Origin of the sequence: Selenomonas sputigena, from assembly GCF_026015965.1 — a bacterium.
Taxonomy (GTDB): domain Bacteria; phylum Bacillota; class Negativicutes; order Selenomonadales; family Selenomonadaceae; genus Selenomonas.
Genome location: NZ_CP110383.1, coordinates 302,411 through 315,435, shown reverse-complemented (window position 1 = coordinate 315,435; position 13,025 = coordinate 302,411). Strand labels below are relative to the sequence as shown.

The window sequence follows — 13,025 nt, the reverse complement described above, 5'->3', positions numbered from 1 at the left end:
AAGGCGCACAAAAAAACCGCTGCCCGGCAGCGGTTTTTTCATGCGCTTCTGCGCGTCAGGGCGCGGAAATCGCGGAGACGGGACAGCCTTCCGCACACGCACCGCACTCAATGCACTTCTCCGGGTCAATCACGTACTGGGACTCACCCTCCGAGATCGCCTCGACGGGACAGGTACCGGCGCACGAACCGCACGAAATGCACTCTTCGCTAATCTTGTAAGCCATGACAGGACACCTCCTTTCGCAGCCGCGCTGCAAGCACGAGCTTTATCTTATCGCCTTCTCGCCTCTGCCGCACGACATAGGGAGACTGCTCATCTATCGGAAAAAAATCTCGTGTGGGACGTGTCCACTCCACCTCATAGAGGAATCCGAGCGCCTCAAGACGCTCTTTCGCCTCCTGCCAGGGAATGCCCAAAACATCGACTTCTTCCATCAGACTTCCATGATTTCCTTTTCCTTGACGACGCGCGCATCTTCCACGGCCTTGATGTACTTGTCGACAAGCTTCTGCATGTCGTCCTGGCCCTTCTTCGCGTCGTCCTCGGTGATTTCCTTCGCCTTTTCGAGCTTCTTCATCTGCTCGTTCGCATCGCGGCGAATGTTGCGGATCGCGACCTTCGCATCCTCCGTCTTCTTGTTCAGCGACTTCACGAGTTCCGTGCGACGCTCCTGCGTGAGCTGCGGAATGGAAAGCCGTACCGCTGTGCCGTCGGAGTTTGGCGTGAGTCCAAGATCGGACTTCATGATCGCCTTCTCGATGTCGTGCAGAATCGTCTTCTCCCAAGGCGTGATCATGAGCATGCGCGGCTCGGGCACAGCGATTGCCGCGACCTGGCTCACAGGCGTGGGCTGACCATAGTAGTCGACCATCACGCGATCGAGGAGCGCAGGGGTTGCGCGTCCAGCGCGCAGCGAGCCAAAATCGCGGCGCAGCGCTTCGAGCGTCTTCTTCATGCGCTCTTCCTGTGCACTGAAAATATCCTTGATCATGCTTCCTCTCCCCCTACAATCGTGCCAATATCCTCGCCGACCGCAGCCTTGAGGATATTCTCATGCTTATCAATATTGAATACGACGATGGGAATCTTATTGTCCATGCAGAGACTCGTCGCCGTCGAGTCCATGACAGCGAGACCACGATTCAGAACCTCCATGTATGCGAGGCGGCTGAACTTCTTTGCCGCAGGATTCTTGCGCGGGTCAGAATCGTAGACGCCGTCAACCCCCTTCTTCGCCATGAGGATGACGTCCGCTTCGATCTCAGCAGCACGAAGAGCCGCGGTCGTGTCGGTCGAGAAGTATGGATTTCCCGTGCCTGCCGCCAGGATCACGACGCGTCCCTTTTCGAGATGGCGCACAGCCTTGCGGCGAATGTACGGCTCGGCAATCTGACGCATCTCGATGGCGCTCTGCACGCGCGTATCGACATCGATATTCTCCAAAGAGCTTTGCAAGGCGAGCGAGTTCATGACGGTCGCGAGCATTCCCATGTAATCTGCCTGCGCCCGATCCATGCCCTTGTCGCTTCCCGCAAGACCGCGCCAGATATTGCCGCCGCCGACGACAACGGCAACGTCAATGCCGTGCTCGCGCACCTTCTTGACCTCGGCCGCAATGGCGTCGACGGTCGGCAGGTCGATACCGAAGCCCTGATCTCCTGCGAGAGATTCACCGCTGAGTTTCAAAACGACACGCTTGTAGCTGGCAATATCCAAAATGAACGTCCTCCTTGCAGAAGTATCTTCCCATCTCGTTGCTTTTCTTCCCTATTCGACGAAGCTGGAAATAATCCTCTTCACTTTTCAGAAAACCGCCCTGCCGTTAGAACTTCCTAAGGTGTTGTGCATTTTCGCGACAACTTCCTGAAAATGGCAGGAAAAAAGCTGCCGCACAGAAACATTTTTCATCCATCGCCATGCAGCAGCTCTCTTATTCCAAATCTCTTAGCCCTTGATCTGAGCAGCGACCTCAGCCGCGAAGTCTTCCGACTTCTTCTCAAGACCTTCGCCAAGCTCGAAGCGCACGAAACGCTCGACCTTGACATCGCCGAGGACCTCCTGAACTTTCTTGTCCGGATCCTTGACGAAGGGCTGCTCCAGCAGGCACACTTCCTGATAGAACTTGTTGATGCGACCCTCGACCATGCGCTCCACGATCTTCTCGGGCTTGCCCTCTTCGAGAGCCTGCGCGCGCAGAACTTCCTTCTCGTGCTCAAGGTCTTCCGTCTTCACGCCCGAGCGGTCGATTGCCGTCGGCGCAGACGCTGCGATGTGCATGGCGACATCCTTGCCGATCTCCGCCGTGCCGCCCGAAAGGTCGACGAGCACGCCGATCTTGCCGCCCATGTGGATGTAGCTTGCAATGCGACCCGAAGCGTTCTCATAGCGCTCGAAGCGGCGCAGCGAAATCTTCTCGCCGATGCTCGCGACAGCTTCCGTGACGATTTCCGCCACCGTCTTGCCTTCAAGCGTGCTCGCATTCAAGGCGTCCAGGTCGGCAGGATTCGTCTCTGCGATGTGCTTGGCGATCTTGTCGCAAAGCTCATGGAACTTCTCCGTAACGGCGACAAAGTCCGTCTCGCAGTTGATCTCAACGAGCGCCGCGACCTTCGCATCGTCCGCAACATAGGCTGCAACGACACCCTCGGAAGCGATGCGGCCGGCCTTCTTCTCAGCCTTCGCAATGCCCTTCTCGCGCAGGTAGTCGATCGCCTTGTCCATGTCGCCGTCGGTCTCCGTCAGCGCCTTCTTGCAGTCCATCATGCCTGCGCCCGTACGCTCGCGCAGCTCCTTGACCATCTTTGCGTCAATCTTTGCCATCTTGCGCCTCCTCGCCTGCACCTGCCTGACCCTGACGACCCTCGACGATGGCGCTCGCCATCGCGCTCGTCAAAAGGCGGACGGCACGGATCGCATCGTCGTTGCCCGGAATCACATAGTCGATCTCATCGGGATCGCAGTTCGTATCAACGATTGCGACGATGGGGATGTTGAGCTTTCTCGCCTCAGCGACGGCGATGCGCTCCTTGCGCGGATCGACGACGAAGAGCGCTCCCGGCAGACGGTTCATCTCCTTGATGCCGCCGAGGAACTTCTCCAGCTTCGTCATCTCGTGACGCAGCTGCAGGACTTCCTTCTTCGTCAGAACGTCAAACGTGCCGTCCTCTTCCATGCGCTCAAGATCCTTCAAGCGGCGGATGCGCTTCTGGATTGTCTGATAGTTCGTCAACATGCCGCCGAGCCAACGCTCGTTGACATAGAACATCTCAGCCTTCGTCGCCTCTTCCTTCACGGCGTCCTGCGCCTGCTTCTTCGTGCCGACGAAGAGAACGCTCTTGCCCTCTTCCGCCAAGCTGCGAAGGAAGTTGTACGCCTCGTCAACCTTGCGCACGGTCTTCTGCAAATCAATGATGTAGATGCCGTTCCTCTCCGTGAAGATGTACTTCGCCATCTTCGGATTCCAACGGCGGGTCTGATGTCCGAAATGGACACCGGCCTCCAAAAGTTGTTTCATAGAAACTACTGCCATAATTGGTGCACCTCCTGTTTTTTCCTCCGCGCCCCTCATCCTCTGCACCACTCCCAAAGGAGCACAGGGCAGACGTCAGTGCGCGTGCGTTATAGACACCGTGAAGCATTTTAGCATAAATGGGGTGGAAAAGCAAGTGGGAAAAGCACACAAAAGCGCAAACCTATGCTATAATATGAATGGTGCTGCCCAAACGGTAGGCGGTCGATTCTTGCCCCTGAAAGGCGGTCAACGTCAGCCAATCGCGCTTCGCCTTCGGCTCACGCTCTTGGGACGTTTTCGCATACGAGCCGTTTGCCAATCAGCTACGCCCACGGGCTTGCTTCTTGGACGGCTCAGCAGGGGCGTTGCTTATGGAGCTGTACGATTTTTTATCGTTGGTTTTCTGCGTGACGATTTGCATCGTTGCGTTAAAAGCAAAATAAGAATACCCCGCCTCTAGCACCCAAACTTTAGGCGGGATATTCCTTTACTAAAACTTTGGGGCTGACCGCTTGCCGGCAGCACCTTTTCTATGCTTATTATACGACATGACGAAACTTTCGTCAAATTTCCGAAACAACATCACATGCATGTCTGCCTCAATCTTCCTTGGGCAAGATCGTGTAGCTTTCGAGCGCCATGACGTCCTTGGCGACGACGGTCAGGCGAAGCGCGAGTTCGGCGGCGAGGTGTGCGAGCGGCTCGGCGGTTTCCACGGCGCGTGCGATGCGGCTCGCTACTTCGATTTCATAAGCGCCCGCGTGCGCCTTGCTCTCCAAGCGGCGGATGTCACGGCAGATTCGGATGGCGATCGTCTCGGGCGATTCGACCCTGCCCCGACCGTGGCAGTAAGGGCACGGGCTGTAGATGATGCTCTCCAAGTTCTGCCGCGACTTCTTGCGCGTGATCTCGATGAGGCCGAGCGCCGTGATGTCGACGATGTTCGTCTTCGTGCGGTCGAAGCGCACGCGGTCGCGCAGGAAGGCGAGGAGCTTTTCCTTCTGCTCGTCCGTGTCCATGTCGATGAAGTCGACGAGGATGATGCCGCCGATGTCCCTGAGGCGGATCTGCTTCAAGATCTCAGCCGCCGCTTCGAGGTTCGTGCGGTAGACCGTGTCGCCGAGATTCGCCTTGCCGACGTAGCGCCCCGTATTCACGTCGATGGCGGTCAGCGCCTCCGTCTTGTCGATGACGATGGAGCCGCCCGAGGGAAGCACGACCTCGCGCTCGCCGAGGCGCTCGATTTCTTCCTCCACGCCGTAGCGACGAAAGAGCGGCTCGCGCTCTTCGTAGAGATGGACTCTTTGTGCAAGCTCGGGCGAGATGGATTCGACGAGTTCCCTCACGCGACGGCAGGCGTCGGCGTCATCGATGTAGAGCGCATCAATCTCTTCTGTGAAGGAGTCGCGCACGAGACGCACGATGAGATCGGCGTCGCGGTAGAGGAGCGCCGGCGCCTTCGCCATCTTGTTTTTCGCCTGCAGGGTTTGCCAGAGGCGCACGAGGCGGTCGACGTCCTCCTGGAAACTCTCCTCCGTCTGCCCGTGCGCCGCCGTGCGGATGATGAGTCCCATGCCCGCCGGGCAGATGCGCGCGGCGATCTCCCGAAGCCGCGCACGCTCGGCCTCGCCCTCGATGCGCCGCGAAATGCCGATGTAGGCGGCCGTCGGCATGAGCACGACGTTCCTGCCCGGAATCGACAGGTGCATTGTCGCACGCGGCCCCTTCGTGCCGATGGCGTCCTTCGTGATCTGTACGGGAAGCCGCTGGCCGATGTGGATGCGTGCGGCGGGCGTCGTTTTCTGTGCGCCCTCGTGCGGCACGCCGTCGCCGATGTAGAGGAAAGCATTCTTCTCCCAACCGATGTCGACGAAAGCCGCCTGCATGCCCGGCAGGACGTTCTGCACCTGTCCCTTGTAGATGTTGCCGACGAGGTGCGACTGCGACTCGCGCTCAACCTCGACCGCCAGAAGCTCTTCGCTTTCCACGATCGCCATGCGCGTCTCTTCGGGAGCGCAGTTTACAAGAATGGTTTTCATCACATCAACTCCATCGATGGGTATCGGTCTTACGATTCGATCAGGGTGAAAAGGTCTTTGCCGCCCGAGAGGAGCGCCGTGCGGCAGATCTGGGCCTCCCTCGGCTCGACGGCGAGACCGAAGTCGTGCGCTAGAAGCCCGATCGCCTCGCCAGGCTTCAGACTTCCCGCAGGCGTGACGGCGATGGCGAGAAAGAGCAGCAGGCAGCCACCCTCTTTTTCGACGCGGATTTCCTTCAGGTACGCTTTCGCATCGACCTCACGCGTCTTCTTCGGCAGGACGCGCCGATAGATGGCCTCGGGCGCAGCGAAGAAGGCGGCGACAGCGCGCCGCGCCGCCTCCTCCGCGCCCGCATAGGGCACGCGCACGCGGTACTCGGCGCGGTCGACCGCCGCCATCAGCGACTTCGCCTTGCCCTCGTACGGGACGAGGCGACCGAGGCGGACGCCCGGCGGCAGGGCGGCGGCGAGCCTGTCCCACGCCTCGGGCTGCGCGACGGGGCGCGACAGTTCCACGTCCATGACCTCCGCCTCGCTCGTCACACCCACGGCGAGCGCCGAAGCGAACGAGAACTTCATGTGCGGGTTGAACCCCTCCGAATAGGCGACGGGCAATTTGGCGCGGCGGATCGCCCGCTCGATGAGCGCAGCGTAATCGAGATGGGAGATGAAGCGGATCTCCTCGCCCTTCGTCAAGAGTGCGCGCAGCTTCATACTTCTCCCCTCCAATCGACGACGTCGCAGCCAAGCTCGGGACAGACGCCGCAGCCCGTACACGTTTCGCGCCGGCAGTCATGCGTGAGCGCCGCTTCCTGTGCACGCTGCCACTCGCGGCGCAAAAAGTCCTCAGACACGCCAGGGCTCGTGTGCGCCCACGGCAGGACTTCTTCTGGATCGCGCGTGCGCCGGCTATAGAACTCGGGCGCAACGCCGCAGCGGCAAAAGGCGTCCTTCCAAACCTCATCCTTGAACTGATCCGTCCAGCCGTCGAACTTCGCGCCGTTTCGCCACGCCGTCTCGATGACGGCGGAGAGCCTGCGATCGCCGCGTGACAGCGCTCCTTCGAGGACGCTCGCGCGCGCGTCATGGTAGTGAAACGAGATCGCGCGGTCGCGTATGCTCTCCTTCAAGAGCCGCTGTCTTCGCTCGAATTCTTCCTGCGGCACCTGCGCGAACCACTGGAACGGCGTGTACGCCTTGGGCACGAAGCACGAGACGGACACCGTGACCTTGACGCCGCGCTTCCCCTTGACTTCCTTGTAGCAGTCGACGACTTTCTGCGCGAGTTCTGCGATGCCGACGATATCCTCGTCCGTCTCGGTCGGCAGCCCCATCATGAAGTAGAGCTTGACCGCCTTCCAGCCCTGCTCGAACGCCGTGCGCACCGAGTGCAGCAAGTCGTCTTCCGTCACGTTCTTGTTGATGACGTCGCGCAGGCGCTGCGTGCCCGCCTCGGGCGCAAACGTCAGGCCGCTCTTTCGCACCTGCTGCAGTCGCTCGGCGATGTCGACGGAGAAACTATCGATGCGCAAAGACGGCAGGGAAAAGCTCACGCGCTCGCCCTGAGTGCCGGCAAGAAGCCCGTCGACGAGCGGCGAGAGACACGAGTAGTCGGCGGACGAGAGCGACGTCAAGGACATCTCGTTGTAGCCCGTCGAATCGAAGAGCGTGCGCGCCATAGATTCGAGCGTCTCGGGACGGCGCTCGCGCACGGGGCGGTACGCCATGCCCGCCTGACAGAAGCGGCAGCCGCGCGTGCAGCCGCGGAAAAGCTCCAGCATGAGGCGGTCGTGCACGATGCCGAGGTACGGCACGACGGGCTTTTCCAAAAAGGGCGCGGCATCGAGATCCTTGACGACGCGCCGATAGATTTGCGGCGAAGCTGCCTCATCGAGGATGCGAAGCCCTGTGAACATGCCCTGCGCATCGTACTCGGGCGCATAAAAGGACGGCACATAGACGCCCGGAATCCGCGCAGCGCGGCGCAGGAAGCCGCGCCTGCCGTCCGGGCGACCCTCCTTCTTCCAGGCGATCAAGGCGTCGCACACCTCGACGACGATTTCCTCGCCGTCGCCGAGCACGAAGAAGTCGAAGAAGTCGGCGATTGGCTCCGTGTTGTATACGCAAGGACCACCGCCGATGACGAAGGGCTGCTCGTTCGTGCGCTCCGCCGCATGGAGCGGCAGCCCTGCGAGGTCAAGCATGTTGAGCGTGTTCGTGATGAGAAGTTCGTACTGCAGCGAGAAGCCGAGGATGTCGAAGGAAGAAATCTCCCTGAAGGTTTCGAGCGAAAAGAGCGGGATGCCGCGGCGGCGCATTTCCTCTTCCATATCGAGCCAGGGCGCATAAACACGTTCCGCCGCGATGTCATCGCGGCGGTTCAAAATCTCATAGAGAATCTTCAGCCCGAGGTTTGACATGCCGACCTCATAGACGTCCGCCATCGCGAGCGCGATGCGGCAAAGGACGGCGGCGGAGTCCTTCGGCTGCGCGTTCCATTCACCGCCCGTATAGCGTGCGGGTTTCTCGACAGCCTGAAGCATCTCCTGTTCCAACTTGACCATAAATCCTCCCCAGAATAATTCCTCTCTCAGAATACAAACTTTGCCTTGCGCATGTGGATGTTGAGCAAGATCGTAATCGCGATCAAATTCGTCGTCAGCGAACTGACGCCGTAGCTCATGAGCGGCAGCGGTATGCCCGTGACGGGCATGATGCCCGTCGTCATGCCGACGTTGACGAGCACATGGAAAGCGAGCATCGAGGTGATGCCGACGGCGAGCAGCCGGCCGAAAGTGTCGCTCGCGTCACGCGCGATCTTCACGCCGCGCCAGAGCACGACGAGGTACAAAAGAAGCAGCGCCGCCGCACCGACGAAGCCCAGTTCCTCGCCGACGACGGCGAAGATGAAATCCGTGTGGTTCTCGGGCAGGAAGTTCAGTTGACTCTGCGTACCGCCGAAAAGCCCCTTGCCGAAGATCAGCCCCGAGCCGATGGCAATTTTCGACTGAATGATGTGATAACCCGAGCCAAGCGGGTCGACGCTCGGATCGAGAAAAACCTTGAGGCGCATCTTCTGGTAATCCTTCAAAAAGAGCCAGAGAAGAGGCGACGCCGCTATGCCCGCCGCAAAGCCTGCCGCAAGTATGCGAAGGTTCACGCCCGCGACGAACATCATGCCCAAGAGAATGGCGATGAAAACGAGCGACGTGCCGAGATCGGGCTGCTTGAGGACGAGGAAGAACGGCAACGCCACATAGCCGACGACGGGCAGGATGTCGCTTACGGTATTGAGTTTTCCCACGCGATCTTCCAGCATCGCAGCAAGCGCGATGATCATGATGATCTTCGAAAACTCCGACGGCTGCAGGGTGATGGGGCCTAGCTGAATCCAGCGCTGTGCGCCGAGCGCCGTCTGGCCGATGATCATGACGAGGAGAAGCATGACGGCATTGAAGATGTAGAGATTCTTGCCATAGTTCTGCAGTGCCTTGTAGTCGAAGTTCATGAGGAATATGGCGAAGAGCACGTTCAAGACGACGAATGCGCCCTGCTTCTGCACGAACCAGTAGTGATCGCCGCCCGCCGTATTGATGTGCGTGGCGCTGCCGATGACGATGAGGCTCATGACGATGATCGCCGCCGTCGCACCGATCAATGTGAAGTCCATGCGCCTGAGCCAACGCTTGTTCATTTTCCCCTGTGCCTCCTAGCGTCTGCTGCTTTCCTTGGGCTTCATTCGGCTCACGGGAATGTTCGCGATGAGCGCGACGGAATCCTGATCGTTGGCGAGCGAGATCTCCATGTCCTTCTGATTGATCTCCACATAGTTAGAAATGACGTGGATGATGTCGGTCTTGATCTTGTCCATGACCTCGGGCGAAACGCTCAAGCGGTCGTGGATCAGGACGACCTTCAGACGATCATGGGCGATCTCGCGCGACGACTTGCCCTGCTTGCCGAAAATCTTGAGCAAAGCTTCAATCATCACGCTTCCCCCTTCCGAGGATCATGTTCTTGAGCCGCTGCAGGAAGCTCTCGTTCGGTGCTTCAAGAAAGGGCACATCCTCGCCCATGATGCGCGAAACGACGTTGGCATACGCCTTGCCTGCGAGCGAGTTCGCATTGTCAATGACCGGCTCGCCGCGGTTCGCCGAATCGATGACCTTCTCATCGTCGGGAATCTGTCCGATGCACGGCAGGGACAGGATGTCGTTGATCGCATCCATGTCGAGCATCGTGCCGTCCTTGACCATCTGCGAGCGAATGCGGTTGACGACGAGCTTGATCTCCTTGCCGTCGTTCTGCAGTCTGCCGATGATCTTGTCGGCATCGCGCACGGCGGCGATCTCGGGCATCGTGACGACGATCGCCCAATCCGCTGCGATGACCGCCGTCTGGAAGCCCTGCTCGATGCCCGCCGGGCAGTCGACGAGGATGTAGTCGAACTCTCCCTTCATCTCAGTGATGAGTTCCTTCATCTGCTCGGGTTCGATCGCCGACTTGTCCGCGACCTGTGACGTCGGCATCAAGAAGAGCGTCTCATACTTCTTGTGGCGCACGAGCGCCCTCTTGTACGTCGTGCGCTTCTGGATGACGTCGACGAGTGTATAGACGATGCGGCGTTCGAGTCCTAGGAGCAAATCGAGATTCCTGAGCCCCGTATCGGTGTCGATGAGCACGACCTTCTTGCCGCGCTTCGCGAGTCCCACGCCAATATTCGCCGTGGTCGTCGTCTTGCCGACTCCTCCCTTGCCTGAGGTGATAACGATAACTTCTGCCATCGGCTGCTTCCTACCTTTCTATCGGTTCAATCACGATTCGTCCATCCTGCACGCTCGCCCTTTCGGCAAGCTCCGGCTTCTCATACTGCTCGGGCGACTGCGCTATGACATCGGCGATGCGGATCTGCACGGGCATCAGGTGATCCGCGATGATGATGGCATCCCTGTCGCCATAGGCGCCCGCATGGACGATGCCGCGGCAAGTGCCGCGAATGTCGATGCTGCCGCCTGCGATGACCTGCGCCCCGGGGTTCACGTTGCCGAGAACGAGCACCGAGCCTTGGCTCTGCACCTCTTGCCCGCCGCGAAGCGTGCGGTTCACGACGAGCATCTGCACGTCCTTCTTGTCCGCGTCCGGCTCTGTCTTCATCTCGGAAGACTCCGCCTTCTTCCTGCCGAGGACGGCTCCCGCCCGCGCCGCTGCCGCCGCCCCGCTCACCGCGCTGACGACAGGCTTCTTTGCATCAGCTTCTTCCTTCATCTCACGGAAGTACAAACCGTGCTGCAGGAAGAGCTTCTTCAGAGCGAGGCTTTCCTTCGCCGTGAACGTCCCCGTGCGCCACTCGATGACCGTGCCGCGCCGAAAGAACAGGGCGCTCGATTCCAGCTTTTCACGAATCTCGCGCTCAACAACAGAAAACTCGGGCTTTCCCACCAGCACGAGCAGAAGCCCCGTCTTCAGCCCCTTGAACAATACGCTTTCTTTCTCCATGATTTCCTCGCTTTTGCGTGCGTGTGCGACGATGCGCCGCACAAAGGGTCAAGAAACGGCTTCGGTGCATTTGCCCTGTCGTTTCTCCTTGCTGTAATACGATTCTATTATATCAAGATTTCTGCCGCGCCGCCACTTCTTGACGAACAGCTTTGACTTCGGGCGTATCGAGGCCAAAAGCCGCGTCGAGGATCTTCTTGCCGATCGGCACGGCGGACAGAGAGCCGAAGCCGCCCTGCTCGACGATGACCGCGACGACGATCGTCGGGTTGTTGAATGGCCCATAGGCAACGAACCAGCCGTGGTCGCGCCCGTGCGAGTTCTCCGCCGTCCCCGTCTTGCCCGCGATGTCGACGGGATACTTCGCGCCAAAGGCCGCCGCCGCCGTGCCGTACTTCGTGACGTCCCTGAGTCCCTGCTGCACGAGCGCGATGACCTCGGGGCGCACATCGAGCCTGCCGATGCGCTTGGGCTTTATCGTCTCAACCGTATTGCCGTCAGGTCCTACGATGCGCTGCACAAGATGCGGCTGATAGCGGTCACCGTTCGCTGCAATCGTCCCCATGATGGCGGCCGCCTGCAGCGGCGTCACAAGGTCGAATCCCTGCCCAATCGCCGCATCGAAGGTCTCCGACAGATACCAGTCGTCCTCGTAGACCTTCTTCTTGTACTCGCGGCTCGGCACGAGACCTTCGGCCTCGTAGGGCAGGTCAATGCCCGTCTTCGAGCCGACGCCGAACATGCGCGCGTACTCGCCGAGGCGGTCGACGCCAAGTCGATTGCCCATCTCATAGAAGTAGACGTTGTCCGAGTGGGCGAGCGCCTGGATGAAATTGATAGGGCCGAGCGCTTCGCCGCCCGCATTGCCCTTTGGGATGATCCAATGACGTCCCGAGTCGTAGATGATCTCATTCGGCGAGACGACGTTTTCCTGCAGCGCAGCGGTGCCCGTGACAATCTTGAAGGTCGATCCTGGCGGATATTCGCCTGTGATCGCCTTGTTGTCCATCGGATGATACGGATTCTCGTTGATAACCTTCCAATCCTTCGTCGATATGCCATTGACGAAGAGGTTCGGATCAAAGGACGGACGGCTCACGAGGGCGAGCACCTCGCCCGTCTGCGGATTCATGACGACAGCTGCCGCCGCGTTAGCGCCGATGGCGGAAAGCTGCTGATCGATGGCTCGTTCGGCGGCGACCTGGATCGTCGCATCGATCGTGAGGACGAGGTCGTTGCCCGCGATCGGCTCCTTCGTACCGAGGTTGTTCACGGGCTTGCCCGCAACGTCGACCTCGACCTGCCTGCCGCCGTCCGTGCCGCGCACCGTCTTGTCGTAGACGCGCTCCAAGCCAAACTTGCCGACGATGTCGCCCGACTTGTAGCCTTCCGCCTTGCGCTTTTCCAGTTCCTCGTTGCTGATCTCGCTGACGTAACCGAAGACGTGTGCGCCCCACGTCTTGTAGACGTAATCGCGGATCGGCTGCGCCTCGATCATGACGCCCGGATACTTGTCGCGCTGTTCCTCGATGATCGTATAGACTTCAGGGCCGATGTCCTGCTTGATGCGTATGGGATCGAAGCCGACATGTGCGTCGATCTTCTTGTGGATCTCTTCCGTCGGCACATGAAGGAGCACGGACAATCGCTCGATGACGTCCTCGGGAATCGTACCCGACAGTGGCAAGAGCGACACGGTGAAGCTCGGGCGGTTCATGACGAGAGGCGTGCCATTGCGGTCGAAGAAATTGCCGCGCGGCGCGACGCTCGGGATGATGCGAATGCGGTTGCCGTCCGCAAGGCTCGCATAATAGTCGCCGTCGTAGATTTGGAGATAGACGAGCCGCAGCAGAAGCACAACGATGACGGCGACGATGACGCCGCCGAGCACATGCATGCGCCCTGCATACTCGTTTTCATTTTCTTCCAAAGGTATATCTCCCCATTCAGACAAGAAGACGCCCCGCAAGGCGCCTT

The 13,025-nt window shown here is 59.7% G+C and carries 12 protein-coding genes and 1 pseudogene; all 13 read right to left on the bottom strand.

Annotated elements, in window-relative coordinates; genetic code table 11:
• Positions 1 to 55 precede the first annotated feature (55 nt).
• Positions 56 to 226: a DUF362 domain-containing protein gene (locus OL236_RS01495; RefSeq protein WP_009646785.1), complete on the bottom strand. Its 171-nt coding sequence runs from the start codon at positions 224 to 226 to the stop codon at positions 56 to 58.
• The gene (locus tag OL236_RS01490; RefSeq protein ID WP_006193491.1) at positions 210 to 437 is read right to left on the bottom strand and encodes a PASTA domain-containing protein; all 228 of its coding nucleotides are present in this window, start codon (positions 435 to 437) and stop codon (positions 210 to 212) included. The genes OL236_RS01495 and OL236_RS01490 overlap by 17 nt, the downstream gene beginning before the upstream one ends.
• Entirely contained in the window at positions 437 to 994 is a 558-nt protein-coding gene (gene frr, locus OL236_RS01485; protein ID WP_009646793.1) for a ribosome recycling factor, read from the bottom strand. Before frr ends, OL236_RS01490 begins: the two co-directional genes overlap by 1 nt.
• Positions 991 to 1,719 (bottom strand): UMP kinase, encoded by a 729-nt coding sequence (gene pyrH / locus OL236_RS01480; RefSeq protein ID WP_009646779.1) that lies wholly within the window; start codon positions 1,717 to 1,719, stop codon positions 991 to 993. Before pyrH ends, frr begins: the two co-directional genes overlap by 4 nt.
• 228 nt (positions 1,720 to 1,947) lie before the next feature.
• Positions 1,948 to 2,823 (bottom strand): translation elongation factor Ts, encoded by an 876-nt coding sequence (gene tsf, locus OL236_RS01475; protein ID WP_265071070.1) that lies wholly within the window; start codon positions 2,821 to 2,823, stop codon positions 1,948 to 1,950.
• Positions 2,810 to 3,532, bottom strand: a complete 723-nt coding sequence (rpsB, locus tag OL236_RS01470) for a 30S ribosomal protein S2 (protein ID WP_264918533.1) — start codon at positions 3,530 to 3,532, stop codon at positions 2,810 to 2,812. The genes tsf and rpsB overlap by 14 nt, the downstream gene beginning before the upstream one ends.
• Before the next feature lie 581 nt (positions 3,533 to 4,113).
• On the bottom strand, positions 4,114 to 5,553 hold the full coding sequence (locus OL236_RS01465; RefSeq protein ID WP_265071069.1) for an Rne/Rng family ribonuclease: 1,440 nt from the start codon (positions 5,551 to 5,553) through the stop codon (positions 4,114 to 4,116).
• 29 nt (positions 5,554 to 5,582) lie between these two features.
• A pseudogene (locus OL236_RS01460) lies at positions 5,583 to 8,116 on the bottom strand (TIGR03960 family B12-binding radical SAM protein).
• A 26-nt stretch (positions 8,117 to 8,142) separates the two neighbouring features.
• On the bottom strand, positions 8,143 to 9,246 hold the full coding sequence (gene rodA / locus OL236_RS01455; RefSeq protein WP_009646787.1) for a rod shape-determining protein RodA: 1,104 nt from the start codon (positions 9,244 to 9,246) through the stop codon (positions 8,143 to 8,145).
• A gap of 15 nt (positions 9,247 to 9,261) precedes the next feature.
• Positions 9,262 to 9,540 carry a cell division topological specificity factor MinE gene (gene minE, locus OL236_RS01450; RefSeq protein WP_006193614.1) on the bottom strand — a complete coding sequence of 93 codons (279 nt, stop codon included), beginning with the start codon at positions 9,538 to 9,540 and terminating at the stop codon, positions 9,262 to 9,264.
• Positions 9,533 to 10,336 (bottom strand): septum site-determining protein MinD, encoded by an 804-nt coding sequence (minD, locus tag OL236_RS01445; RefSeq protein WP_265071068.1) that lies wholly within the window; start codon positions 10,334 to 10,336, stop codon positions 9,533 to 9,535. Before minD ends, minE begins: the two co-directional genes overlap by 8 nt.
• Positions 10,337 to 10,346: 10 nt before the next feature.
• Entirely contained in the window at positions 10,347 to 11,048 is a 702-nt protein-coding gene (gene minC, locus OL236_RS01440) for a septum site-determining protein MinC (protein ID WP_037370517.1), read from the bottom strand.
• A gap of 112 nt (positions 11,049 to 11,160) precedes the next feature.
• Complete coding sequence (mrdA, locus tag OL236_RS01435) at positions 11,161 to 12,945, bottom strand: penicillin-binding protein 2 (RefSeq protein WP_399553475.1); 1,785 nt, start codon at positions 12,943 to 12,945, stop codon at positions 11,161 to 11,163.
• Between the last annotated feature and the right edge of the window lie 80 nt (positions 12,946 to 13,025).